This window comes from Roseateles sp. (assembly GCF_049240545.1).
In the GTDB taxonomy this organism is placed as follows: domain Bacteria; phylum Pseudomonadota; class Gammaproteobacteria; order Burkholderiales; family Burkholderiaceae_C; genus Paucibacter_A.
Map to the genome: position 1 here is coordinate 75,790 of NZ_JBMLSK010000204.1, position 25,029 is coordinate 100,818.

The window sequence follows — 25,029 nt, forward strand, 5'->3', positions numbered from 1 at the left end:
AACCACGATGAAAACCCTGCAAGGCCCCGGCCTCTTTCTGGCCCAGTTTGCCGGCGATAGCGCGGCTTTCAACAGCCTGGACAGCATCGCCCTCTGGGCGGCGGGCTTGGGTTTCAAGGCGCTGCAGATCCCCAGCTGGGATGCGCGTTTGTTTGACTTGGCCTTGGCCGCTAAGAGCCAGAGTTATTGCGACGACCTGCGCGGCCGCTTGGCCGAGCTGGGCTTGCAGATCAGCGAGTTGTCCACTCATTTGCAAGGCCAGTTGCTTGCGGTGCACCCGGCCTATGACCGGCCGTTTGACGGTTTTGCCGCCGCAGCGGTGCGGGGCTCGCCGCAGGCCCGCCAGGCTTGGGCGGCCGAGCAGCTGAAGCTGGCGGCCAAGGCCTCGGCGCGGCTGGGCCTGAAGGCGCATGCCACGTTCTCGGGCGCGCTGGCCTGGCCTTATCTCTACCCCTGGCCGCCACGCCCGGCCGGCTTGGTGGACGAGGCTTTTGCCGAACTGGCGCGGCGCTGGACGCCCATCCTCAATGCCTTCGATGAGGCCGGCGTTGATGTCTGCTACGAGTTGCACCCCGGTGAAGATTTGTTCGACGGGGTGACCTTTGAGCGCTTTTTGGACGCGGTGCAGCAGCATCCGCGCGCCTGCATCCTCTACGACCCCAGCCACTTCCACTTGCAGCAGTTAGACTATCTGGCTTTCATCGATCTCTACCACTCCCGCATTCGGGCCTTCCACGTCAAGGACGCGGAGTTCCGCCCCAATGGCCGGCAAGGCGTGTACGGCGGCTATGCCGACTGGGCCGACCGGGCGGGGCGCTTCCGCTCGCTGGGCGACGGGCAGATCGACTTCGGTGCCATCTTCTCCAAGCTGACCCGCTACGGCTACCCCGGTTGGGCGGTGCTGGAATGGGAGTGCTGCCTGAAGCACCCGGAAGACGGCGCGCGTGAGGGCGCGGCCTTCATCCAGCGCCATTTGATCCGCGTGGCAGACAAGGCCTTTGATGACTTTGCCGGCAACGGCAGCCCTCGCGAAGAGCTGCGTGCCTTGCTGGGCTTGGGCTCTGCGATGGTCGGCGCGGCCGGAGAGGCGCAGCCATGAGTGCCAGCTTTCAGCGCCCCTTGCGTCTGGGCATGGTGGGTGGCGGCCAAGAGGCTTTCATCGGTGCGGTGCACCGCATCGCGGCGCGTTTGGACGGTGAGTTCGAGCTGGTGGCTGGCGCCTTCTCCAGCACGGCCGAGCGCAGCGCAGCCAGCGGTGCCGCTCTGGGGTTGATGAGCGAACGCTGCTACGCCGACTGGCGCGAGATGGCCAGGCGTGAGGCGGACCGGCCCGATGGCATCGAGGCGGTGGCCATCGTCACACCCAACCATTTGCACGCGCCGGTGGCCCAGGCCTTTTTGCAGGCCGGCATCGATGTGATCTGCGACAAGCCGCTGGCCCTCTCGGTGCGCGAGGGGCGCGAGCTGGCCGCCTTGGCCCAGGCGCGCCAACGGCTCTTGGCCGTCACTTACAACTACAGCGCCTATCCGGCGGTGCGCCATGCGCGTGAGTTGGTTCGCGCCGGGGTTCTCGGGGAGTTGCGCCTGGTGCAGGTGGAATATGCGCAAGACTGGTTGGCTGAGCCGCTGGAACAGCAGGGCCAAAAGCAGGCCAGCTGGCGCTGCGACCCGGCCCTGGCCGGGCCGGCCGGAGCGCTCGGCGATATTGGGACACACGCTTATCAGCTGGCCTCATTTGTCAGCGGCTTGCGGGCCGCATCGGTGTGTGCCGAGCTGAGCAGCTTTGTGCCGGGCCGGCGCCTGGACGACAACGCCCAGCTGCTGCTGCGCTTTGCCGGCGGGGCACGCGGTGCGCTCTGGGCCAGCCAGGTGGCCAGCGGCTGCGAGAACGCCTTGCGCCTGCGCCTCTATGGCAGCAAAGGCGGTTTGGAGTTTGACCAAGAACAGCCCAATCAGCTGCGCCTCACCCGCCAGGGCGGCGCCACCGAGATCCTGACGCGCGGCCGGCTGGACAGCGCCGCCGCGCGCGCCGCCACCCGTTTGCCGCCCGGCCATCCGGAAGGCTATCTGGAGGCCTTTGCCCAGCTTTACCGCGAGGCCGCCGAGCACATTCGGGCGCGCCAGCAGGGGCGTGCGCCAGCGGCGGAAAGCTTGGGTCTGCCGCAGGTGGCCGATGGCCTGGAGGGATTGCTCTTGGTGGACGCGGCGCTGCGCAGTCATCGCGCGGGTGGCATCTGGACGCGCGTTGAAACGACTTGAGGAGATCAAGGAATGATTGAGATTGGTTTCAAACCTCAACGCGGGGTGGCGCAGGCCGGACCCAGCTTGCTCGGCGATGTAGGCGGCAGCAATGTGCGTCTGGCCTGGCAGGGCGGGGCAGGGGCGCGCATCGAGCGGGTGCGGGTCATGCCTTGCGCGGAGTTTCCAAGTCTCACCGCTTGCATACAGGATTACCTGAACGGCTTGGAGCGCGACGGTTTGGCGCCACCCAGCCAAGCGGCCTTGGGTGTGGCCACCCCGGTTTTGCAGGACCAGATCTGCCTGACCAATCGCGACTGGAGCTTCTCGGCCAAGGCGCTGCGCAGCGAGCTGGAGCTACAAAGACTGGTGGTGATGAACGACTTTACCGCCTTGGCGCTGGCGATTCCGGCCTTGCCGCAAGCTGACTTCTGGCATTGCGGCGGGCCCACGGCTGAGGCGGCGGTGGCGCAGGCCGGCACCCTGGCCTTGCTAGGCCCAGGCACCGGCCTGGGCGTTTCGGGCCTGGTGTCCACCGGCGACCGGCAATGGACGGCGCTGCAAACCGAGGGCGGCCATGTCAGCCTGGCGGCGCATAGCGAGCGCGAGCACCGACTGGTGCAACAACTGGCGCGGCGCTTTGGCCATGTCTCGGCCGAGCGGGTGTTGTCGGGGCCGGGGCTAGTGCATCTGGCCGAGGCCTTGTGTGAGCTGGATGGCTGCACCTTGCCCCCGGGCACCACGCCCGCTGCGGTGATCGAACAGGCACAAGCGCAAAGCCAGGCGCAGTGTGTCGAGGCCTTGGATCTGTTTGGCGCCTTCTTGGGCGATGTGGCCGGCGACTTGGTGCTGTCTCTCGGCGCGCGTGCCGGGGTCTATATCGGCGGCGGCATCGTGCCGCGACTGGGGCCTGAGTGGATTCGGGCTTCGCGCTTTCGCGAGCGCTTTGAAGGCAAGGGCCGCATGGCGGGCTATCTGGCCGCCGTGCCCAGCTATGTGATTGCCAGCCAGGAGCCGCCGGCCCTGCTGGGTGCGAGTCGAGCGCTATGACGCCGCCACATTAGTTTCGGCGCGCCTGGACGAGGCGCGACCGTTTTTCAGCAAGCAAAACCGCAACGCGCAGCGCATTTCCGGCCGCGTGCTGGGTGGCTTTTTTCGTCCGCTTTTTCTCTCGTTCCTACCTTCCTTCCTAAAAGCAAAACCTCTGGAGACATGGAGATCATGATGAGCAAGACAAGCAAGATCGGGCAGACCTTTTCCTCTAGCCCAGCAGCGCGACTGCCGCGCCGCCTGCAGCCCAGCGCGGTGTGTATGGCTGCGCTGCTGAGCTTGGGCCTGATGCCGGCGCTGGCGCAGCAAACTGCGACGGCAGACAGCAAGGCAGACAGCAAGGCAGACAGCAAGGCCGACAAGAAAGACGAAGCCAGCCAGCTCGACCGGGTGGTCGTGACGGGCAGCACCGGCCTGAACCGCACGCTGCGCGACAGCTCGGTGGCCGTGACCGTGGCGGACCGCGACGAGTTGGACCGCAAGGCCCCGCGCTCCACCGCCGAGGCGATGGAGCTGATCCCCGGCATGTATGTGGAAGCCTCGGGCGGCGAGATGTCGAACAACTACTCGGTGCGCGGCATGTCGGGCGGCAACCAGCGCTGGGTGCAGCTGCAAGAAGACGGCCTGCCGGTGTTTTACTACCCCAGCTGGACGGCCGACGGCCTGGTCAAGCAAGAAATCGGCATTGACCGCCTGGAGGCCGTGCGCGGCGGCACCTCGGCCATCCTGACCACCAATGGCGCGGGCGCCACCATCAACTTCCTCACCTACCGCAACAAGGGTGCGCCAGAAGGCGCCGTCCGCCTAACGACCTCAGACTACGGCACCCGCCGCATTGACCTGCGTTACGCCGGTGGCCTGGGAGACGGGTGGTTTGCCGGGGCCTCGGGCTTCTACCGCCGCGACGACGGCGTCCGCAACCCCGAGTTCACCGCCAACTTCGGCGGCACTTTGCGCGCCCATGTGGGCAAGAAGATCGAGGGCGGGGAGTGGAGCATCAACGCCAAGCTGGTCGATGACCACAACACCTTCTACCTGCCGATCCCCGTGCAGGGCAAAGACAATCCGCGCAGTTTGCCGGGTATCAATGCCAATTACGGCACCATGATCGGATTGGACTCGGGCGTGCAAAACGTGCGTACCTCGCTGTTTCCCGGCAGCTTCAGCCAGCTGAACGATTCCCGCGAGGGCTATCACGTCAAGGCCACGGCCATTGGCTACAGCTTCGAGAAAGCCTTGAGCAAGGAGCTGACGCTGCGCTCCAAAGGCCGCTACACCGACAGCGATGTGACCGCCAGCGTGGTCTTCTCTTCCAGCAATAACAGCTTGCGCCCGGCCGTTAACCGGCTCGACCCGAGCAAGTTCAGCTATGTGCAGGAGATGCTGGACCGCTTTGCGGGCGCCTGCGGCGGCCAGTGCACGCCGGCGATCCGCGTGGTGTCCACCGGTGAGATCTTGTCGACGCCAGCCCAGCTGAATGCGCTGAACGGCAATGGCTTGCTCTCCGACAATGTGCTGCAGGCCGACAAACAAGCGCAGCGCGAGGCGGTGAATGATTTGTCGCTGAGCTGGAACACGCCGAACAACAGCCTGACGGTGGGCCTCTTGGCCTTTGACACCCGCATCGGACCGAACGGCAGCCCGGCCACCGCGCGCTTCGTCACCGATGTGCGCACGCACGCCCGCCGCATGGACATTGTGGCCTTGGACCCCGCTGGCAAGGTGGTCGGCGCCTACACCGAGAACGGCGTGCGTGAGTACTCCACCTGGGGCGACGGTAACTCCACCTTCCACAACAACTCGACGTCCATCTATCTGAACAACGAGTACAAGGTGAACGAGCGCCTGCGTCTGGATGCCGGCTTGCGCATGGAGCATTACAAATACCGCGAGCAGCGCAGCGGCTACAACGAATACACCGCCATCCCCGGCGCCTTCAAGCCCGGTTGCGATGTTGAGACCCTCGGTGACGCCGCCTGCGATGTGGACAACATCATCGCCAACAACCGCTGGGCCTATCCGACCAATGGCCAGACCACCAGCATCCGCAATGACTGGCGTGAGCCGTCTTGGACCGTTGGCGGCAACTACCTGTTGAATGACAAGATGGCCGTCTATGGCCGCTATGCCAAGAGCTACCAGGCCACCGGCGAATTGCCGGTCACCCGCATCCAGTTCGCCGAGGCCGGCCTGCGCTACCAAACGCGGGGCTTCACCGGCACCTTCACCTATTACAAGGCTGACTTCCAAGGCGACCCGAACGGCGCTGAAGTGGGCAATTCTCAGGTGGAAATGCTGCAAGGCGTGAAGTCGAATGGCCTGGAGTTCGAGATGAACTGGCGGCCCTTGAACTGGTTGCAGCTGAACGCGGTGGGCGTGGTGCAGCGCTCGCGCTTCAGCGTCAATGACTTGCGCGTGCTGCGCGGCTCGGGCCAGGAGCTGGAAGACCTGCGCAAAGAAGCCACCAGCTGGAACGGCAACCGCCCGGAGCGTACGCCTGAGCAGAACTACACCATCGCGCCGACGGTCTATTTCAATGACAACAAGGGCGAGCTGACCGTGGGCTACCACTATATGGGCATGCGCTATGCCGATGTGTCCAACTCGGTCAAGCTGCCGGCCTACCAGACCTGGAGCATGAGTCTGCGCTACGAGCTCACGCCCAAGCTCTCGCTGAACGCCAGCGTGCAAAACATCACCAACACCATCGGTCTGACCGAAGGCAACCCGCGCTCCGGCTTTGTGCAAGCGCCGGGCGGCAGTGACTACTACTATGCACGACCGATCTTGGGCCGCAACGCCCAGTTGTCACTGACCATGGCTTTTTGATACGAGGAGACAAGCATGACAACACAGCAACACGAGAGTTCGATCTGGTCCCACCATGTCGAGGCGCCGGGTGCGCCTGCGGGCTTCACCGTGCGCACCTGCGTACCCGCCAATCCCGACGGTGTCGAGGTGATGCTGGAGCGCTGGCAAGCCGGCAGCAGCGAGCCGCCGCACAGCCACCCGGGGAATGACATGACGGTGGTGGTGCAAGGGCAGATGCGCATCCAGTTTTTCACCCGTGATGCGGCCGGCGCCTTGCATGCCGATGGCCCGCCGCAGACCTTGAGCGAAGGGCAGACCGGCTATGTGGCCGCCGGCCGCATCCACGATGCCCAGTACCTGCAAGACTGCAAGCTGGTCTATGTGCATGAGCGGGCCTTTGGCTTCAAGGCAGAGGGCTGAGACGGGGGCAGGGGAGCGGCATTGCCTTAGGACGCCGCTTCCCGGTGCCGGCCCTTGCAACGATTGAAGCCTCTTGGTTGTGGGTCTCCGGGCCATCAAGGATTTACCCTAGTTGGTAAATATATTGATGGCATTTGATTTGGATATTTGAGTTAATGCGGCGGGGCTTTACGGGCTCCGATGCAGGGACTCTTGTTCAATTCTGAGGAGAATTTGATGCACACAGAGCTTCTTCAGCCAAGCCGTTTGCGCCTTGGCGCACGCTTGGCACTTGGGGCGATCGCCCTGGTCGCTACCTCTTGGGGCTGGGCAGGCCCGTCTTCACCGGACTCAGCGGCCGAGGCCTCGCAAAGCCGACCAGTTGGCGGCGCAGCCGATCTGGCGGCCTTGCCGGCGGCCGATACGGCCAGTCGAATGCAGGGCGAGCATGTGGCCAGACAGGGCACGCACCCGAGCCTGCTGCGCGCGAGCCGACCCCGAGACCCGGCCTTGTACCGCTTGCGCATTGGTGAGTTGCCCGACAGCCCGACCCCGCCCAGCAAGGCCAGTCGCTCAACGCTGCAGCCCTCGGCCAATCAGAGTGCCATGGCCGGCAGCACCAACTGCAGCGGCGCCGACTTTGTCGGCCGCTCCGGTACCGCGCTGATCAGCTTCATCGACGCAGCGGCCTTGCGTGGCTGCATGTACAGCCTCTACGCCGGCTCGGTGAGTCAGTACCGCAGCGTCTTCAGCGATGCCAACATCATCACCGTCGCCAATGAGTTGCAACGCCGCGCGGTGAGCTACCCGGGCAATGACAGCACCGGTGTGGGCAATCTGCTGCAGTTTCTGCGCGGCGCCGGCTACTGGTACTTCTTGACGGTCGATGGTGACCCCAGCAACAACATTCCGCCCGGCAGTGCCGCGATGCTGAATGCGGCTCGCAGTGCCTTGTTGCAGTTGGTCGCTTCGCCGCGCTTCTTGGACCCGACCGAGGCCAACACCATCATCGCCACCGAGGTTTACAAGCTGGCACCCTCGGGCTTTTCTGCGGCCTTGGCCCCCAGTGCCAAACAGTGGCTGGATCAGGCGACGGTGGCAACGGCCAATGTGGGTTACTCCACGGCCGACATCATCACGCAAGCGATGAATGTGTTTTTCTACGGCAGCTTCCAAGCCAGTTTCAAGACGGCCGTGGCCAACGATCCGCAGTACGCTCGCGCGCTTGATGCGTTCATGACGCGCAACAGCGCCATGATTGGCACGGCCAATGCCTATCACCTGGAGAACGCCATCGGCGAAATGATTCGCTTTGCCGCGCTGCCGGCGCTGACGATGCAGGTCCGGAATTTGGCCGTCAATCAGCTGCCCAAGTACCCCTACACCAACGACAACACCATCGGGGTCTGGATGCGGGCCGCCACCGTGGTGGACGCGGTGGACAAGGCCAATTGCAATGCCTACGGCACCTGCGATGGCCAAAGCAAGATCGCGCAACAAAAACTGCCGATCAACTTCGCTTGTGGCACGCACTACAAGATTCGCGCACAGGCCATGACCACCCAGCAACTGCAAGACACCTGCACCAGCATCAGCAATCAGACCAGCTACTTCCACACCTTGATGGGCAGCAACCCGGCCAGCCCGGTGGCAAACGACAACAACAGCAGCCTGGAGTTGGTGGTGTTCAACAGTTCCAACGACTACAAGCGCTTCTCGGGCTTTCTGTTCGGCAACAACAGCGACAACGGCGGCATCTACTTGGAGGGCGACCCCGCGCAGCCGGGCAACCAAGCACGCTTTATTGCTTATCGCGCCGAATGGCTCGGGTCGTTTGAGATCTGGAACCTGAATCACGAGTTCACCCATTACCTGGATGGGCGCTTCAATATGGCGGGCAGCTTCGGCAACTACCCCTTGTCTGTCGGCGGCAGCGGCAGCGTGCGCAACTCTGCGGTTTGGTGGATAGAAGGGGTGGCCGAGTATGTGTCTCACTCGTTCCGCCGCGCTTACTACGCCGATGCCACCTCGCGTGCCCAGACCGCGCCCTTGGGTTTGGGTGAGTTGTTCAAGAACACCTACAACAGCGGCCAGACCCGGGTTTACAACTGGGGCTATCTGGCCACGCGCTACATGCTGGAGCGCCAGCCGAGCCAGGTGAACAGCCTGCTGAGCCGGATGCGCAGCGGCGACTATGCCGGCTACAGCCAGCAGATGGACACGCTCGGTAGCAGCCTGGACAGCGGCTTCTCGGCTTGGTTGACCCAATGCGTCAGCGGCGGCGATGTCAGTTCCAGTAATTGCCTGAGCCAAAGAGCCGGGACCTTGCCTTTGTTGACTCCGTCCGTGCTGGGCGTTTGCAATTTCTCAGGCGCAAACACGCTGGGCAATGGCTGCAGCAAGAGCATCAGCGGCAGTGCCAGCCAGTCCTTCTCGTTGAGTGCCAGCACCTGGAGCACGGTCTACTTCCAACTCAGCGGGGTGAACGGCCCGGTCGACATTTACGCCAAAACGACCGGCACCCCGACGGAGACCGACTTCCAGTACAAGGCCTCCAGCACCGGCGGCAAAGATGTCCTGCTGGAAGTACCCACAGGTGGCCAATCTTGGATTTACGTTTTGGTCGTGCCGCGCAGTGGCTTTACATCGGCCACCTTGCGCGGCATGTACAGCAAGCTGCCCTTCGGCAGCGCCGGTGGTGGCGGCAGCGACTGGACCACCGGCCCGGCGTGTAGCTCCAGCAATGCCGCTGAGTTGAACGCCAATGGCTGCGTTCGCTCCGGCCTGGCGGGCAGCAGCGGCTCGGATGGCTGGATGTATGTGTTTGTGCCGGCCGGTAAGACCAGCGTCACCGTGCGCAGCGCCAAAGGCAGCGGCAACGCCGACCTGTATGTGAAGGCCGATGGCTGGCCCAGCACCAGCAGCTATGGTTGCCGCTCCATCAGCGCGGACAACACCGACAGCTGCACCTTGACGGGCTTGGCCGGCAACGCCTGGGTCTATATCAATCGACGCGGCAGCAGCGCCTACAGCGGCTTGTCCATCAGCGCGGTGGTCAACTGAGGCCCGGGTGATCGGGGCGTGTCGACCTCGCCCAACAGGCGCCGCGCGGGCGGCGCCTGTGTAGGGTTGGAGACAGCAAAAAAATGATCATGAAAGCTTGGTTCCAGCCCGCCCGGCGCCAGCCGAGAGGCGGCGTCTTGTCGCGGGGAATTGGGGCTGTCTTGCTGGCGGGCTTGTTGGGCGCGTGTAGCAGCGCGCCGCAAGCACCACCGACGGCTGAGCCCGATGTGGCGATCTTCGTGGCGCGCCTGGACTTGGCCTCGGGCCAGTTGGGCGCACCGCTCAACATCACACCGGGCAAGGGCAGCAACTTCCAACCCGCCTTTCTGCGCGATGGCAGCGGGCTGCTCTACGTCTCGCAACGCAGCGGCACGCCCAATATTTATCGCCATGACTTTGCCAGCGGGCAGACCCGCGCGCTCACGCAAACGACCGAGAGTCTGTATTCCCCGACGCCCTTGGCCGACGGGCGTGGCTTCTCGGCCATACGGGTGCAAAGCCCGGATCCCTTTTATGGGGCCGAATCGAAGGCGCCGCCGGTGTGGCGCTTTGGCTGGGACGGCCAGCCGCTCAAAGCCCTCACGCCGACGCTTCGCGTGGGCTATCACGCTTGGATCAATGCGCAGCAGATGGCGCTCTTCCTGGTGGACGAGCAAGCCGAGCGCAATGCCCATCGGCTGGTGCTGGAAGATCGCTTGAGCGGCCGACAAGTGCTGCTCAGCGAGAAGCCCGGCAGCGGTTTTTCGCGCATGCCGCAGGGCGATCAAGTCAGCTTCATCGACAAGCAAGATCCGCAGCGCTGGGTCTTGATGGCCAGGGGCCTGCAGGACGCACAACCTCAGCCACTGATCGACTTGCCGCTGCCGCCGGCCGGCGAAGGCGAGGCCAGCCGCAGCCACTATTTTGTTTGGCTGCCCGATGGCTCGCTGTTGTTGCCGCAAGGTGGGCGCCTTCTGCGTTGGGATGGCCGGCCCGGCACCGATTTCAAGCCCTTTGCCGACCTGCGCCATTTAGGCGGGGTGATCAAGAACTTGGCGCTCAGCCCGGATGGTGCTCGGCTGGCGTTTTCGCTTCGGCTTGAAGAAAAGCCACCAGCGCCTTGAAGCGAGGTTGCTCGGCCGTGGCCGGCGAGGCGATCAGCCAATACGCGCCATCGGCTTCGATGCTGCATTCAAACGGACGGATCAGACGGCCGCTGCGCAGGTCATCGGCCACCAGAGCCAGACGGCCCAAGGCCACGCCGCGGCCGCTCATGGCGGCCATCAGCAAGGCATTGCTGTCGTCAATGACGGGGCCATGCTGCACCTGCGCGTCGGCCACGCCTGCGGCCAGCATCCAGCGCTGCCAGTCTTCAATACTGTCCTCATGCAGCAAGGGGTAATGGCGCAGGGCGTCTGGTGTGCTCAAGGGCGCATCGGGCCGCGCCAAGCCAGGGGCACACACCGGGCTCAAGGTGGTGCCGAAGAGGCGCTGAGCCCAAAGACGGCCCGGCTTTTCTGGCTTGCTGTTGGTCCAGATGATGGCGGCGTCTGCCGCGCCTCGGGCCAGAGCATCGCCTTGCGCGGTGTGGTGCAGATGCAGCTCGATGTCGGGGTGCGCATCCCAGAACATGGGCAGGCGCGGCATCAGCCAGCGGCTGGAGAAAGAAGGCGTCACCGCCAGCTGCAAACTGCTGCTGCCTTGACGTTTCAGTTCATTGAGCACCGATTCGATCTGATCAAAACTGCTGGACAAGACCGCCAGCAAGCGCGCGCCCGCCGGGCTCAAATTGACTTGCCGAGGACGCCGCTCAAAGAGCTGAAGAGCCAGCGCTTCTTCCAAGGCTCGCACCTGATGGCTGACCGCCGCCTGCGTCACGCATAACTCCTCAGCCGCGCGGGTGAAGGACAAATGCCGGGCGGCCGATTCAAAAAATCGCAGGCCATTGTGATGATGGGCAAGATTGCGGCGCATGGGCGGGCATGCTAATCGATCAACTCGGGTCGAGCTCGCAGCAGCCCGAGTCCGCACCCTTGGCGTCTTGATGACCCCACTGTTTGTCTGCGCCCGCCCTTGAGCGGCGATGCGGCCGAACAATTGGGCGCGACAATCCAACCATCTATTGCTGACGACCTCGATTGACCACTCGCATGCACACCCTTGCCCAATTGCGCGCCGGCGAACTGGCAGGCATTCGCCGCCTGGACTTGAATTGCGCCCTGACCGAACTGCCGTCCGAGGTGTTTGATCTGGCGGACAGCCTGGAGGTGCTGAACCTGTCGGGCAATCGCTTGACCGATCTGCCGGAGGACCTGCCGCGACTGCACAAGCTCAAGGTGCTGTTCTGCTCAGACAACCATTTCAGCCGGGTGCCCGAGGTGGTGGGGACCTGCCCCTCGCTCAGCATGGTGGGCTTCAAGGCGAATCAGCTGACCGAGCTGCCGGCCGCGGCCTTGCCCGCGCAACTGCGCTGGCTGATCTTGACAGGCAACCAGTTGGAGCAGCTGCCCGCCGCCTTGGGCGAGCGGCCGCAGTTGCAAAAGCTGGCCCTGGCCGGCAATCGGCTGAGCAGCTTGCCGGATTCGATGCAGCAGTGCCAGCAGCTGGGCCTGCTGCGCATCTCGGCCAATCGTTTTGAGCGCATGCCGCCTTGGCTGCTGCAGATGCCGCAACTGGCCTGGCTGGCCATGGGCGGCAACCCCTGGGGGGCGGCGCGTGAGTCGGCCGTGCTGGATGTGGCTGATCTGCCCGAGTTTCCTTGGGAGCGGCTCTTGGTGAGCGATGTGTTGGGGCAGGGGGCTTCGGGCGTGATTTATGCGGCCCAAGACCCCAAGGCTGCGCCTGAGTTGCGAGAGCTGGCACTCAAGGTCTTCAAGGGTGAAGTCACCAGCGACGGCTGGCCGCACAGCGAGTGGGCGGCCAGTTTGGCGGCGGGCTTGCATCCGCATCTGATCTCGGCCTGCGGTCGCTTGACGCAGCACCCGATGGGCGCCGAAGGGCTGGTGATGCCGCGCATCGGGCCGGACTTCAGCACCTTGGCGGGCCCGCCCAGCTTGAGCAGCTGCACCCGCGATGTCTATGCGCCCGAGATCCGCTTCACGGCCGAGCAACTGTGGCGCATGGCCCAAGGTGTGGTGGATGCGGCCTGGTATTTGCACGGCCGGGGCATCTCGCACGGCGACCTCTATGCCCACAACCTGATGTGGAATGGCCGTGGCGAAGTCTGGCTGGGTGACTTTGGAGCCGCCACGCTCTTGCCCGAAAACCTGAGTCGCGCCGAGCGCGAGGCGATCGAGCGCCTCGAGATCTTGGCCTTTGGGCATTTGCTGGAAGAGTGGCTGGCTCGTTGCGATGAAACTTCTGCGCAGCCAATGGTGCTGCTGCAGGGCCTGCAGCAAGCCTGTACTCAAGCCGATGTGAGCGCCCGGCCCTTGTTTGCCGATCTGGCGCGGGCTTTGCGCGTTTGAGCCTCAGCCGCCGCGCATCAATCGTTCAAACCTCGCGAACGTAGGGGTTGCTGCGCCGCTCGCGGCCGAAGCTGCTTTCTGGGCCATGGCCGGGGATGAACACGGTGTCATCCCCCATGGGCCAGAGGCGCTGCTGGATCGAGGCGATCAAATCGTCATGGTTGCCGCCCGGAAAGTCGGTGCGGCCGATGCTGCCCGCGAACAGCACATCGCCGACAAAGGCGCGCTGAATACTGGGCGAGTGAAACACCACATGGCCGGGCGTGTGGCCGGGGCAATGGCGCACATTCAGGGTTTCATGGCCGATGCTGACGGTATCGCCATCGGCCAGCCAGCGCGTGGGCGTGAAGGGCAGCGCCGGCGGAAAGCCAAACATCTGGCTTTGCTGAGCCAGGCCATCGATCCAGAACTGGTCGCCCGGATGCGGGCCGATGATGGGCAACTGCAGCTCTTTAGCCAACTGCCCGGTGCCGCCGGCGTGGTCGATATGGGCATGGGTCAGCCAAATCGCTTTCAGCGTGAGCCCCAGGTCTTGCACGACTTGTTTCAAGCGCGGCAGATCGCCGCCCGGGTCAATCACGGCGGCGTCCATCGTGGCATCGCACCAGACGATCGAACAGTTTTGCGCAAAGGCGGTGACGGGAACGGTTTGGTAGCGCAGGGTCATGATGGGCCGTTGCTTGCTGGGCGTGAGGTCAAAAAAAGGTGTGCCGTTATTTATTTTATGTCCATGAAATAAAGCAATTCCTGTCCTCTCCGCGATAAGTGGCGGGGGTTGTCAAAAATGCATTTAAATCAAAATATGGCCTAAAGCAAAAAATAAACAATATCTTGTCAAAGTTAATTTTGCAAAAAAATTCCGTAGCGCCGACATCGCTCGGGTTCCTCCCAAAGTTTCTTGTGGGAAGGATAGGTAGACTTCCTGATGTGATTCAGCTTGCCAGGATGAAAATGCGGAGAAATCCCCTTGGGGGGAGTTCTAAGGTTAAGTGTAAATCAAAGCTCCGCAAAATCTACGGGACTCAGGCTAAGCCAGACATTCGGTATTTTTAGTCAGGCTTGCTTTCCGTTGACGGACTTCGCATCCGCTTGTCGAGCTGAGACATGATCCAGTCAAGCTCTCCGCCGGTCACGTCCCATGCCTTGCCTTCCGCACTTGTACGAACGCGAGCGAGTAGCTCTTCCAGGCGTAGAGCGGGCTGCTCAGCAATTTTCCGGTTGCAGTACCTGATGAGTTGTTCGACCAAGTCGTTGCAGTTGTCGAACCTTTCGATCAATTCCGCATCGGACCAACCCGTGAGGTATTTGCCGTCGACAAGTCTGACGAGCAACTTTGCTTGGTAGCCGCTGACGGAGCCTGCATCTGGGGCGCGGGGGAAGTCGGTCGGAATCATGTGTCTGATATCTTATGAGTTAAGTATCAGTATCTTTACATCGATTACTATTGTTGTCAGCAGTATTTTTTGGCCAATATATGCTTAATTGATCAGCCCATAGATTACTGGAGGCCGTTTGGCTTAAGTGGGTGAGGAAACAGCCCGTTAAAGCTAGTCAAAGTTTTCAGTCAACTCTGCGACCACGAAATGGGCCGAAGTCCTCTGTTCCAGGGACAGCGTTTTCAAGCGTTGCCAACATTTCATCCTTAGACGGGTCGGTCATGCGCTCGAAGTTAGAGGCTGCGCAATCTTTCGTTGCAGCCATTGCAGCACGGTCAAGGTTGAATGCCGAAACTAACGGCGTAGGCGCTAGCATCCGCTCAATCAGCTGCAACTCAATAATGCGCTTTCCGGGATCACTCGACAGCAGGTCGTCCCAAGCGGTGCCCCTGTCGGTGTCAAGGTGGTGTTGGCTTGATGCATTCATTTCTCTGCCCAAGTGAAATTTTGCACAGTCTGCCACTCAGCGCAAGGTCTTGCTTTGCGGTGAGGGCTGCTGCAGATGCCGTATGGCAATCTAAAAATTGGCCAACAATTTCAGCACTCCCTCAGCCGGAAGCTCTTGCGGATGATAGTTTGTAAGCGCTCACTAATCCGTTTTCTACAATTCTCTACAATCGACTACAAAGAGGTCCGATTGGCTCTCAGGCCGCTTCGCTGATTTCCGCGAGCGGTTGCTTGGCCACATGGGCTTCTAAGTGTGATGACCACCTGACTGGTTGTGGCACTGACCTGCACATAGAGATTGAAGCCAACGGGCCTGCGGCAGCTGTGTGCCCAAAGCAGCCATTAGCCCTTGCATCAGAGGGTCAGGTCGAGCACACAAGTCGCCGCATTCAGCCGCGACGAGCCTTCCAGCTCATGGGGCAGGCACAACTTCAGGAAGATGCTTCCTGTGCCACCAACAGGCAGTTAATCCGGGCTTGTCCAACCGGCGGTTCAGATCGCGGCAAGCGCGATCTGACCTTATTCGTTAGGCCGTAGCGCAGACGCCGGCGAATCGTTACAGATTTAGCTCTGTTGGCGCCGAGGCGAAATTGAGTGCCTTTGCGCGTCGGTGCCGACAATCTGGTGGGCCATGCAGATGGATCGAAAACCTGCATGGTTGTGGATGCTTTTGTCGCAATAACTGTCAATTGACGTGGCAAAGCGGCATTGAACTTTTGCGGAATTCAAGCCTGGATTGAATGTCAGTCAGGCAATCTGCGACAGAAGTCGTCCGGCAGCGATGAGCCCAAGCCGTCGTCCCTGGTGTGTGAGTTCATGCGCACCCGCGCTAGCTGGGCAGCTCAGACATAGACCTGTCCTGTCATCAAACCCGGGCGGCACAGACCCTCGGTTTGACCGACCAGATGCTGTCGGACGGGCCGAAATAGATGCGTTGTCGGGTCACAAGGGCCAGCCAGGCGAAGCCCAGACCCCCGACCAAGCCCACGGCATCGACACTCAAGCTCGCCGCACTGCCATGCGCCCAGATGCCCAGCCCAGGAAGCAGGCAAGCGAGCAAGCTGGTGGCCGGAATGGCCAGCGTGAAGGCGGCCGCCAAGCACAGCAAATGCATGGCCGCGCGCGCGGCCCCGCGCCAGAAGGTCCAGCCCAGCGCAGCAAAGAACATGCCGTAATAGACCCACTGATGCGCCGCGCCCATGTTTTGCACCTGACCAGGCAGCCATTTGGCGGCAACGATGCTCAGGGAAAGGCCGCAAACGCAGCCCAGGGATACACCCACACTGGCATTGGCCATGATCTGTACATGGCGTTTCTGCAAGACTGGCGCATCGATGCCCGGTGCGCCACGCACAGGCTTGACGCGGCGCGACTCCAGCCACAGCAGATTGCCGCTGTAGAACAGCCAGGCGCCGGCCAGACCCAGCAGGAAATACATCCACTGCACGGCCACACCGCCGAATGCTCCCATGTGCAGCGCGAACAGGCTGTGAATGATCAAGGCCGGCCCATCCTGCTTGCCCGGCATGCGGTCGCTGCCGGTGATCTTGCCGGTGTAGGGGTCCAGGCTGACAAAGCCGCCCCGAGGTCGCGGCATGATGGCTGCTGCGTCTTTGCCCCAGACCCGGACTTCGGCGCCGGCGTCCACGACCCTTCGGTATTGCAGGAAGCTCGGCTCGAAGGAGGGGGAAAACGCCTTGACCTTGTCCACCAGGGCCTGCGGCGACATCATCTGCGCGGGGTCCCGACTGATCGCGGCGTTGGTCGCCACGCGCTCTCTTGGCCCGTTCGTCGGTTTGGCACCGGCGTGTATGGACCAGTCCTGTATCTTGTAGATCGGGTCGTTGTACGCAAACACGACAGCCGTCACGGCAATGACGATGTGAAACGGCAGACTGACCACACCCACCACGTTGTGCGCGTCGATCAACATTCGCTTCAGGTTTTTGCCAATCCGCAGCGCGAACAGATCTTTAGCCAGCGACGGCAGCAGGATCACCACGCCCGAGATCAAAGCCATGGCGTAAAGCGTGGCGAACACGCCCATGACCCAACGGCTCATATCGTTGTCGAAGGGCAGGCCGACAACCCGGTGCAGGTGGTCGATGAAAGATCCCAGGCGATTGCCCTGGAAGCTCTCCACCTGTGCATTGCCTTGCGGGTCAAGGTCGGTGACGTGAGTGATGGGGGCGGAGGCGTTGTCTTCCCGATCACCGGGGCCACGAACCCGCCAGGCCATCCGCGCCGGGATGTGCTCGGCATCGTCTAGATAGACCACAAATCCTTTTGCGGCCGACGGGTTGCTGGCCAAGGTCTGGGTGATCAGGCCTTGGGTATCGGCAAGAGGGGTGAGATGTCGTGCCTGCGTTGGCGGGGCGGCCCAGCGGTTCAGCGGTTCCTTGAAGATGCTCAAAGCTCCCGCATAAAACGCGATGAACAAGACCATCCCGCTGAAGATGCCAACCCAGGTGTGCACCGACTTGTAGATGCGAACGTACTCGGTTTTCATGCTGGTTTCAAATGATCATGCGCATCGCAGCAGATATGAAGCCGAGGTCAGCAAGACAGCCAAGCCCCCCAGCCAAAGCCAAGCCCTCAGTCCGCTTGAAAAGAAGTAGACCGTGCCCAGCACACCCAGCAGGATCGGCGGCACCATCCAGTTCGCCAGTTGACGGCGCGCACTGAAGGGCAAGTCGTTGCTGAGTTGAGAAAACAGGCTGCTGAAGGCCCAGGCCAGAACGCCACCCAGCAACAGGCCGGCGAGGGTTTTGGACAACCAGTCACGTTGAATGGGCGTGGGCTTGTTTTCGGTCATCTCATGCTTTCTTTTTTAGCAGACCCAGCAGCGCGCCCGTGCAAGGCAGCACCACGAAGCACAGCATTAGCGTCGTGTAAAGCATCAGCGTGGCCGTCAGAGCTTGCCGGCCCTGAGCAAGGCTGAGCCAGGCGATCACGCACAGGGCCAGGCCGCCGGCCCGCGCCGGCAGAGGGGGCACAGGCTCGGCCCGCCACCGCTGGTTGGGCGATGCCAGATAAATGGCCAGGCAAGCACCAAAGGCCAGTGCCAGCCCGATCAAGGTGCTCGTCCATGGCGTGTTGACGGCTGTAGCGCCCATCTTGTTGGCTCTAGGAATCAAAAGTACATGCTGACTGATGCCGAAACCACCCGGCCTTGACCCAGGTTCGCGACCGGTCGGGTATCTCGGAAAGAGCTTGAGTAGTAGTGGCGGTCCAAGGCATTGCTGACGTTCAGCCTGGCAATCAGGTCTTGCCCCGCAATCCGCATGAGGTAACGCGCTCCGAAGTCGAGTACGGTCCCGCCGGGCAAGGTCAGGGTATTGGCGGAGTCCAGGAACTGGCTGCTGGTGGTGTTGACCTGGCCCGTGAGAGTCAGGCCAGGCAGCCACGAGGCATCCCATTCAGCACCGAGATTGGCCTGCCATTGAGGGACACCGACCGCGTCATTGCCGTCATACGCCCCGTCTTTGGTGAGGGTCTGCACGCCCTGGGTGTAGGCAATACCGCCCAGCAGGCGGGTATTGGCGGTCACCAATCCGAAGGCGTTCCATTCCAGGCCGCGCACGCGCTTTTCTCCATTGATCGTGGCGATCAGATTGGGCGCCGTGCCTGCGGAGATCAGCATGGGCTGAGCAATCTGGAACAGGCTAACAGTGTGGGCGAAGCTGCCCAAATTCCACTTGACGCCGAGCTCGTGCTGTTGGGTCTTGTAGGGCGCGAAAGTAAAGTCTTGTGCGTAGCCGGCAATCTTTGTCACCGATTCGCCTTGGCTCAAACCTTTCACATGGTTGGCAAACAGCGACAGGTCATCCCCCCAAGGCTTCACCACCATGCCCACAGACGGCGCCCATGTGCTCTTGTCGTAAGCCGCACTGACGGCACCGGTCGCGCTGAAGTTGGTGGTCTTGATGCGCTGCTGGCGAATTGCCAGCGTCAGCCGCAACTTGTCGTCCCAAGCGTACAGTGTGTCGGCCAGCGTCATGCCCGACCATGTGCTCTCCGCAGTCTTGGGCGCGGATGTAGGAACGGCCGGCATGGCGGCGTAGGCCGGGTTGTAGATGTTCGTGCTGGCAATGGCCTTGGTTGCGGAGGCCGACTTGGTCTCGTTTTGCAGCCCCGACGCTTGCAGCACCACTTCATGCAGCACCGACCCCGTGGCAAAGCGCCCGCGCAGGCCCGCTTCTGCGGTCCGGTTGGTCTGATACCCCAAATTTGCCCCTGTGGTCGTGGTCGTGCTCGTGCCCTTGGCGTTGATGCTGTTCACGATTGAACCACCCGTGAAGCCCGAGTTCTCGGACTTCGAGATGCCGACGGCGGCAAACGCCGAGAGGTTAGGACGGAGCTCGTACTCGACCCTGCCTATCGCGGCCTTGGATTCCAATTCACCGTTGGCGCTTGGAAACTGATTGATGGACGGGTCGGGGGCGGCCGGAATCATCCCCTTGGTCGCGAACCAGAACATCGCGCCCACGCCACCGCTTACCTTTTCCTTGGTGCTGTACGCGTCGAGCGAAGCCTTCAGGGCCCTGCCGCGGTAGTCCAGCGCAACGGACAAGAATTCGCGCCGGTTGTCCTGGCCTTGCAGCGTTGTTTCGCCATCGGCAAATCGGCCGTTGATGCGCAAACCAAGCGCCTTGTCCTCACCGAAACGGCGGCCGATGTCCAGGCTGGTGCCCAACTGACTGGCGCTGCGAGCGTCAACGGTCAGACGGGTGAGCGCTTCGTTGCCAGCACGTTTTGGCACCATATTGATGACGCCGCCGACCGCACCACTGGGGGCCATGCCGGTGAACAGCACGCCGGGGCCTTTCAGCAGTTCCACGCGCTCGAACATTTCGACGGTGCTGTTGCTGTTCCCGCTCACGCCGAACAGGCCATCGATGGCAAAGTCGCCACGGTTGACCGTGAATCCACGGACCCGGAAGTTCTCGTACTGGTGCCCGGCGGTGACCGCGTTGCGCACCGATGGATCACTGGTCAATACATCGGCAACCGTGCGTGCCTGCCGATTTTCCATCAGCTCGGCGGTGTAGCTCGTTATGTTGAAGGGGATGTCCATCACATTCTGGTTGCCCAGCACACCCAGCCGAGCGCCTGCGGCGACCTGGCCGCCGGCAAAGACCGCAGGCAGATCGCCAGGGCGTTCGGCCTTGGCGACCGCGCGCACGATTGGCAAGGCCGTCTCAGCGCTTTCGGCCGTGGGCAGCTCTCTCACGATCACGAAAGCGCCATCCACTGCGCCTGCAAGCCCATTGCCTGCAAGCAGCCGATCCAGTGCCTGGCGCACCGTCAATTGACCCACCACCGCCGGTGCCTGCTTTCCCGCCACTGATACCGCCGGAAAAGTCATCTGCAGGTTGGCCTGACGCGCCAGCTCGTTCAGTGCCGGGCCCAGTGCTTGCGCCGGAATGTTGATGGATATCGGTGCGGCTGCCGCAGTTGCTGCGCTGCTCTGGGCAAGCGCCGGCGGTGCATGGCCGGCGGTTAGCGCAATGGCCACGGCGGTCGCCACGGCCAGGGGAGTTGGGGTGAAGCGCTGGTGCAGCGGCATCGGTCGCATGAGTCGAGAATCCTAGTTCAGTGGGTGAATTGCTGGGCCGGCGCACCATGCGCCAGACCCTCCTACTGATACAGACGCAGCAGCCCTGCGTGATCCTCACGTTGCGAATGAGAATTCTTCAAGAAATTCTTTGCAGTCGACCCGCCTCATTGCGCCACCACTTCCGTGACCTCGCCATGGCGCACCAGACGTACCGGCAGCACCTGAGGCAGGGCTTCGGCAAACCGATGCCACTGTTCAAGGCTGAAGCTGCCGCCCACAGGCAAGGCAGCCAAGGCGGGGTCGCGCAGCATGAGGCCGGTGCGGCCGTAGCGCTCGAACTCGGCAATCGCCTGGGCCAGCGGGACCTGGTCGAAGCTCAACCGCCCCTCACGCCAGGGGGCTATGGCCTTGCCGGCCAGCGTAGTCACCGGGCCGATGCGGCCCTGGGCGTCGGCCACCACGGTCTGGCCGGCGCTCAGTTCCACGGCTTGGTCCGGCGGAGCGTCGATGAAGGCGGCCCGGACTTGTGCGGCAGCGCTGTCTTTGGCGCCAGGCTGCAGCCTGTCCAGGCGCACCCTGCCTTCTTCCACGGCCACCACGGTGTGGCCCGCGTCCAACCCGGTGGCGGTGTGCCTTACCGAGAAGCGGGTCCCGATGACCGTGACGCGCAGTTCACCGACGTAAACGTAGAAGGGACGCAGCGAGTCGCGGTGCACCGCGAACATGGCCTGGCCGCTATGTAGGTGCACCTCCCGCCGGTCTCGGTAGAGTCTCACATGGGTCTGGGTTGCGGTGTCCAGTTGCAGTGTGCTTGCCGGGGCCACAGCATGGATGGCGCTGTCGGGGAGGGTTGCGCTGAGTTGCTGGCCGCGCGCGGTGGCGAAGGCCTGCTCGAACACCGCTTGACTCTGCCAATGGCTCCAGCCCAGCCAAATACAACCCACCAAGGAGAAAGCGAAGGCGGCTGCTGCGGTCTGGGCCGCCAGTGGGCGCAGCAAACTTGGTAAGCCGTGCTGGCCGGACAGGGCGGCGCCCTGGGCTGTGGCGTCTGGCTCTTCAAGCCCGGCGCGGAACTGGGCCGTTTCGTCGTCGGACAGCTGCTGCACCGCGCCAAAGGTGGCGTCCATGGCTTCAAAAGCCTGGGCGTGGCGCGGGTCGGCGTCCAGCCAAGCTTTCAGCTCGGCTTCGCCAGCAGGGCTCAGCTCGCTGCGCTTGCGCGTCACCCAGGTCGCCGCCGCGATATCCAGCGGATCCTGTTCTTGCGCAAAGACCTCGAATTCGCGTTCATCGGCATCTAGCTCAGCCGGCTGGCCCGAATTGGTGCGCGCCGCTTGATCCTGGGCAGTAGTCCGGCCGCATTCAAGGCGCGTATCGTTCGGGATTTGAGGCATGGCGGTGCGGGAAAGGGCTTGCTCTTGTTAATGTTGACGCATGGGTGTGCGCGAAACCTCACCCCCGGTTGGCGCCCATGGGTAGAACGCCGGTGTCGCGTTGGGCTAGCTCGGCTCGGGCCGTTCTTCGGGCCTGCCCGGGGCCAGCCCGCCTTCGCCGCGAAGGCGGCGCTGGCACAGCTTGCAGGCCAGCATGGCGCGCACGATGTGCTTTTCCACCATGCTGACCGAGATACTCATGTGCTGGGCGATGCGGGCGTGGCTGTATTCGTCGAACACATGCAGGACAAAGGCTTCACGACAGCGGGCGGGCAGGGCCTCGATGGTGGCCACGTAGGCGCGGATCACTTGCTGCGAGGCCAGCATCTCTTCGGGTTGCAGTTGCAGTGGTGCGGGCGGGTGCTGGTCTTCGGGCAAGGCAGCCAGGTCCTCGTGGCGGCGCACTTCCTTGCGCCGATGCTGGTCGATGACGAGGTTGCGGGCGATGCGGTAGAGCAGGGCCCGCATGTCCAGCACCGCCAGGCCGCTGGATTGTGCAGCGAGCACGCGCACATAGCTTTCCTGCGCAAGGTCGGCCGCGGTGTCCCGGTCATTGACTTGGCGCGAGAGGAAGTTCAGCAATTCGCGGTGATAGCGCTCCAGCATGTGCAGACCCGGGAGAGAACAAAGAGACGTCAAGGCCGCGCATGGAGACCGGCAGTTGGTCCGTCAGTATGTAGAAATACGAATGCTTCGCATTATCCTCGAAACTCCGCTTACCGCGACAGGCCAATATCGATCCTGTTGCGTGACTGACCTCAATCAGTCGAGCCAGAGCTCGTCGGAATACAAGTAGCCTGGAAGCGAATGCAACCAGAGGGCTGCTGTCAAAACATCGCTAATCGGGTACCTTCACTGACAGCCTCGCCAAGCTCACTGGCGATGAGCAAAAGGCGGCCAAGACCACTGCGTTCGACCTGCAGCTGAATCCGGCTCACCCGAGCATGAGCCTGCACAGGATCGAGCAGTCGAAGGACAAAAACTTCTGGTCCGCCAGGGTAAGCAGCGACATCCGTCTCATCGTGCATAGGACAGCCACCAGCTTCCTGCTCTGCTATGTCGACCATCACGACAAGGCCTACCAATGGGCTAAGCGTCGAAAACTCGAAGTCCACCCCAAGACTGGTGCAGCGCAGTGGGTCGAAATTCGCGAGCGAGTAGAGGAGTACGTCGTTCCGCATGCCGGCCCAGTCGGGGCGGCGTCTGATCCTGCGGAGGCGATGGTTGCTGCTTCAGCATCAGTGCAGCCCCCAAAGCAGAAGCCACTTCTGTTTGCTGGGAAGGCCGATGAGGACTTGCTGAGCTACGGTGTGCCGCCTGAATGGTTGGCTGACGTTCGCTCGGCAGACGAAGATACCTTGCTGGAGCTTGCGGACCACCTTCCGGCTGAGGCTGCGGAGGCGCTGCTCGAACTGGCAATGGGCGGCATACCGAAGCCGGTATTGGCGACTCAGCCCGGTGCCGACCCATTCAGCCACCCGGACGCACAGCGCCGATTCAGGGTGATGAAGGACGTGGACGAGCTGGAACGCGCACTGAACTCGCCCTGGGAGAAATGGACCGTGTTTCTACACCCCGCGCAGCGGCAGTGGGTCGAGCGTGATTACTCAGGTCCAGCCCGTGTTTCAGGTTCTGCTGGAACTGGCAAGACCATTGTTGCTCTGCATCGGGCCGTCTACTTGGCTCGCCAGAACCAGGACAGCCGAGTACTGCTAGCGACATTTTCCGAGACCCTGGCGAGCGCGCTTGGTACCAAGCTGCAGAACCTGATCAGCAATCAGCCCAGGCTTGCCGAGCGTCTTGAGATTCATTCGATGGCGGCCATCGGCAAGCGGCTGTACATGGCTTATTGGGGCAAGCCGAAGCTGGCAACGCAGTCGGAGACCAGCCGGCTTTTGCTCGAAGCAGCGAAACCGGACCCTAGCCTGAAGTTCAGTCCCCGGTTCATGCTGGGCGAATGGAATGATCTCGTCGACGCTTGGCAGCTGAAGACCTGGGATGCATATAGGGACGTCAAGCGGCTTGGGCGCAAGACTAGGCTTTCTGAGGCGCAACGTCTCGCGCTGTGGGCTGTTTTCGACCGCTTGCAAGCTGCTTTGGCGCGCGGCGGTCTGATCACGCACGCTGAGATGTTCACGCGATTGGCTGAAAAGACCGCGACGCTGCGACAACCGGCCTTTGACTTTGTTGTCGTGGATGAAGCCCAGGACGTGAGCGTCGCGCAGCTCAAGTTCCTGGCTGCCATCGGTGCCAGCCAAGGGCAGGTCCGTCCAAACAGTTTGTTCTTTGCCGGAGACTTGGGGCAGCGAATATTCCAGCAGCCTTTCTCGTGGAAGTCGCTTGGCGTTGATATTCGCGGACGGTCTCGGACGCTGCACATCAACTATCGAACCTCCCATCAAATCAGAGCCCAGGCCGATCAACTTTTGGGGCCTGATGTCTCCGATGTTGATGGCAATACCGAAGATCGGCGCGGCACGGTGTCGGTCTTCAATGGCCCGGCGCCAGAAGTTCGATCATTCAAATCCGATGCGGACGAATGTAAGGCCGTCACCGCCTGGCTTCTTGAGCGCGTTAAAGACGGCCTCGCACCCCATGAACTGGGCGTCTTTGTCAGATCCGACGCACAGGTGGCGCGTGCTGTTGCCGCCGTCTCAGCGGCCGGCATCCCGTTCAGCTTGCTCGATGAAAACGTGGATACGGTCAATGGTCAGGCCTGCGTGTGCACGATGCACTTGGCAAAGGGGCTGGAATTTCGAGCCGTTGTGGTGATGGCATGCGATGACGAAGTCATACCCCTGCAGGAGCGCATTGAAGCGGTCACGGATGATGCCGACCTTGAGGACGTCTACAACACGGAGCGGCACCTGCTTTACGTGGCCTGCACGCGAGCCAGGGACCGTCTACTCGTCACCAGTGCCGAGCCCTCGTCAGAGTTTGTTGACGACTTGCGGGGATAAGTACTCTTCGACACGCCCAAATTTCCGGGCATCGACGGCGCTCCTTGCGCACCCTCTTCAGGCGCATGTTGGGAGCCCGTAAGCGGCCTCACTGCGGAGATCAAGCAATGCTGAGTCTGGCTGACGCCAATCCACTCTGACTGAGCGAAGTAGGGTGGTTGCGACCGAAAACGCACACCTTGTGCCATG

Annotated in this window: 18 protein-coding genes and 1 pseudogene; 9 read left to right on the plus strand and 10 right to left on the minus strand. The window is 62.5% G+C overall.

Annotation, left to right across the window (positions count from 1 at the left end):
* Positions 1-7: 7 nt before the first annotated feature.
* The 7 genes from ACOVRJ_RS12985 to ACOVRJ_RS13015 all read left to right on the plus strand — a co-directional run bounded on the left by ACOVRJ_RS12985 (position 8) and on the right by ACOVRJ_RS13015 (position 10,664).
* Positions 8-1,099, plus strand: coding sequence for a sugar phosphate isomerase/epimerase family protein (locus ACOVRJ_RS12985; protein ID WP_422044294.1), 1,092 nt, complete (start codon positions 8-10; stop codon positions 1,097-1,099).
* On the plus strand, positions 1,096-2,259 hold the full coding sequence (locus ACOVRJ_RS12990) for a Gfo/Idh/MocA family protein (RefSeq protein ID WP_422044269.1): 1,164 nt from the start codon (positions 1,096-1,098) through the stop codon (positions 2,257-2,259). Before ACOVRJ_RS12985 ends, ACOVRJ_RS12990 begins: the two co-directional genes overlap by 4 nt.
* 12 nt (positions 2,260-2,271) lie before the next feature.
* Positions 2,272-3,288, plus strand: coding sequence for a glucokinase (gene glk / locus ACOVRJ_RS12995; protein WP_422044270.1), 1,017 nt, complete (start codon positions 2,272-2,274; stop codon positions 3,286-3,288).
* A gap of 174 nt (positions 3,289-3,462) precedes the next feature.
* Complete coding sequence (locus tag ACOVRJ_RS13000; protein ID WP_422044271.1) at positions 3,463-6,117, plus strand: TonB-dependent siderophore receptor; 2,655 nt, start codon at positions 3,463-3,465, stop codon at positions 6,115-6,117.
* A 15-nt stretch (positions 6,118-6,132) separates the two neighbouring features.
* A complete protein-coding gene (locus tag ACOVRJ_RS13005; RefSeq protein WP_422044272.1) occupies positions 6,133-6,519 on the plus strand; it encodes a cupin domain-containing protein in 387 nt (128 codons plus the stop codon).
* Between the two features lie 216 nt (positions 6,520-6,735).
* Positions 6,736-9,561 (plus strand): collagenase, encoded by a 2,826-nt coding sequence (locus ACOVRJ_RS13010; RefSeq protein ID WP_422044273.1) that lies wholly within the window; start codon positions 6,736-6,738, stop codon positions 9,559-9,561.
* A gap of 89 nt (positions 9,562-9,650) precedes the next feature.
* Complete coding sequence (locus ACOVRJ_RS13015; protein ID WP_422044274.1) at positions 9,651-10,664, plus strand: TolB family protein; 1,014 nt, start codon at positions 9,651-9,653, stop codon at positions 10,662-10,664.
* On the opposite strand, the gene ACOVRJ_RS13020 is transcribed toward ACOVRJ_RS13015, so the two are convergent.
* Entirely contained in the window at positions 10,600-11,514 is a 915-nt protein-coding gene (locus tag ACOVRJ_RS13020) for a LysR substrate-binding domain-containing protein (RefSeq protein WP_422044275.1), read from the minus strand. The genes ACOVRJ_RS13015 and ACOVRJ_RS13020 overlap by 65 nt on opposite strands.
* A gap of 176 nt (positions 11,515-11,690) precedes the next feature.
* Between ACOVRJ_RS13020 and ACOVRJ_RS13025 the strand changes: the two genes are divergently transcribed.
* Complete coding sequence (locus tag ACOVRJ_RS13025; RefSeq protein WP_422044276.1) at positions 11,691-13,007, plus strand: leucine-rich repeat-containing protein kinase family protein; 1,317 nt, start codon at positions 11,691-11,693, stop codon at positions 13,005-13,007.
* Positions 13,008-13,032: 25 nt separating this feature from the next.
* On the opposite strand, the gene ACOVRJ_RS13030 is transcribed toward ACOVRJ_RS13025, so the two are convergent.
* From ACOVRJ_RS13030 to ACOVRJ_RS13070, 9 genes are all read right to left on the minus strand, one after another.
* Entirely contained in the window at positions 13,033-13,674 is a 642-nt protein-coding gene (locus ACOVRJ_RS13030; protein WP_422044277.1) for an MBL fold metallo-hydrolase, read from the minus strand.
* Between the two features lie 382 nt (positions 13,675-14,056).
* Positions 14,057-14,401 (minus strand): hypothetical protein, encoded by a 345-nt coding sequence (locus tag ACOVRJ_RS13035; protein ID WP_422044278.1) that lies wholly within the window; start codon positions 14,399-14,401, stop codon positions 14,057-14,059.
* Between the two features lie 166 nt (positions 14,402-14,567).
* Positions 14,568-14,870: a hypothetical protein gene (locus ACOVRJ_RS13040; RefSeq protein WP_422044279.1), complete on the minus strand. Its 303-nt coding sequence runs from the start codon at positions 14,868-14,870 to the stop codon at positions 14,568-14,570.
* An 885-nt stretch (positions 14,871-15,755) separates the two neighbouring features.
* Positions 15,756-17,399, minus strand: coding sequence for a PepSY-associated TM helix domain-containing protein (locus ACOVRJ_RS13045; protein WP_422044280.1), 1,644 nt, complete (start codon positions 17,397-17,399; stop codon positions 15,756-15,758).
* A gap of 15 nt (positions 17,400-17,414) precedes the next feature.
* Positions 17,415-17,705 (minus strand): hypothetical protein, encoded by a 291-nt coding sequence (locus tag ACOVRJ_RS13050; RefSeq protein ID WP_422044281.1) that lies wholly within the window; start codon positions 17,703-17,705, stop codon positions 17,415-17,417.
* A gap of 1 nt (position 17,706) precedes the next feature.
* Positions 17,707-18,006: a hypothetical protein gene (locus tag ACOVRJ_RS13055; RefSeq protein ID WP_422044282.1), complete on the minus strand. Its 300-nt coding sequence runs from the start codon at positions 18,004-18,006 to the stop codon at positions 17,707-17,709.
* 17 nt (positions 18,007-18,023) lie between these two features.
* Positions 18,024-20,468 (minus strand): TonB-dependent siderophore receptor, encoded by a 2,445-nt coding sequence (locus ACOVRJ_RS13060; protein ID WP_422044283.1) that lies wholly within the window; start codon positions 20,466-20,468, stop codon positions 18,024-18,026.
* 146 nt (positions 20,469-20,614) lie between these two features.
* A complete protein-coding gene (locus ACOVRJ_RS13065; protein ID WP_422044284.1) occupies positions 20,615-21,841 on the minus strand; it encodes a FecR family protein in 1,227 nt (408 codons plus the stop codon).
* 105 nt (positions 21,842-21,946) lie between these two features.
* The gene (locus ACOVRJ_RS13070; protein WP_422044285.1) at positions 21,947-22,486 is read right to left on the minus strand and encodes a sigma-70 family RNA polymerase sigma factor; all 540 of its coding nucleotides are present in this window, start codon (positions 22,484-22,486) and stop codon (positions 21,947-21,949) included.
* A gap of 242 nt (positions 22,487-22,728) precedes the next feature.
* On the opposite strand from ACOVRJ_RS13070, the pseudogene ACOVRJ_RS13075 reads away from it, so the two are divergent.
* Positions 22,729-24,840 (plus strand): annotated as a pseudogene (locus ACOVRJ_RS13075) (UvrD-helicase domain-containing protein); the annotation flags it as partial.
* Positions 24,841-25,029 lie beyond the last annotated feature (189 nt).

Bases quoted from the DNA above. Each gene is read 5' to 3' on its own strand.
- ACOVRJ_RS12985 (WP_422044294.1), top strand. From the start codon at position 8: ATGAAAACCCTGCAAGGCCCCGGCCTCTTTCTGGCCCAGTTTGCCGGC.
- ACOVRJ_RS12990 (WP_422044269.1), top strand. From the start codon at position 1,096: ATGAGTGCCAGCTTTCAGCGCCCCTTGCGTCTGGGCATGGTGGGTGGC.
- glk (WP_422044270.1), top strand. From the start codon at position 2,272: ATGATTGAGATTGGTTTCAAACCTCAACGCGGGGTGGCGCAGGCCGGA.
- ACOVRJ_RS13000 (WP_422044271.1), top strand. From the start codon at position 3,463: ATGAGCAAGACAAGCAAGATCGGGCAGACCTTTTCCTCTAGCCCAGCA.
- ACOVRJ_RS13005 (WP_422044272.1), top strand. From the start codon at position 6,133: ATGACAACACAGCAACACGAGAGTTCGATCTGGTCCCACCATGTCGAG.
- ACOVRJ_RS13010 (WP_422044273.1), top strand. From the start codon at position 6,736: ATGCACACAGAGCTTCTTCAGCCAAGCCGTTTGCGCCTTGGCGCACGC.
- ACOVRJ_RS13015 (WP_422044274.1), top strand. From the start codon at position 9,651: ATGAAAGCTTGGTTCCAGCCCGCCCGGCGCCAGCCGAGAGGCGGCGTC.
- ACOVRJ_RS13020 (WP_422044275.1), bottom strand. From the start codon at position 11,514: ATGCGCCGCAATCTTGCCCATCATCACAATGGCCTGCGATTTTTTGAA.
- ACOVRJ_RS13025 (WP_422044276.1), top strand. From the start codon at position 11,691: ATGCACACCCTTGCCCAATTGCGCGCCGGCGAACTGGCAGGCATTCGC.
- ACOVRJ_RS13030 (WP_422044277.1), bottom strand. From the start codon at position 13,674: ATGACCCTGCGCTACCAAACCGTTCCCGTCACCGCCTTTGCGCAAAAC.
- ACOVRJ_RS13035 (WP_422044278.1), bottom strand. From the start codon at position 14,401: ATGATTCCGACCGACTTCCCCCGCGCCCCAGATGCAGGCTCCGTCAGC.
- ACOVRJ_RS13040 (WP_422044279.1), bottom strand. From the start codon at position 14,870: ATGAATGCATCAAGCCAACACCACCTTGACACCGACAGGGGCACCGCT.
- ACOVRJ_RS13045 (WP_422044280.1), bottom strand. From the start codon at position 17,399: ATGAAAACCGAGTACGTTCGCATCTACAAGTCGGTGCACACCTGGGTT.
- ACOVRJ_RS13050 (WP_422044281.1), bottom strand. From the start codon at position 17,705: ATGACCGAAAACAAGCCCACGCCCATTCAACGTGACTGGTTGTCCAAA.
- ACOVRJ_RS13055 (WP_422044282.1), bottom strand. From the start codon at position 18,006: ATGGGCGCTACAGCCGTCAACACGCCATGGACGAGCACCTTGATCGGG.
- ACOVRJ_RS13060 (WP_422044283.1), bottom strand. From the start codon at position 20,468: ATGCGACCGATGCCGCTGCACCAGCGCTTCACCCCAACTCCCCTGGCC.
- ACOVRJ_RS13065 (WP_422044284.1), bottom strand. From the start codon at position 21,841: ATGCCTCAAATCCCGAACGATACGCGCCTTGAATGCGGCCGGACTACT.
- ACOVRJ_RS13070 (WP_422044285.1), bottom strand. From the start codon at position 22,486: ATGCTGGAGCGCTATCACCGCGAATTGCTGAACTTCCTCTCGCGCCAA.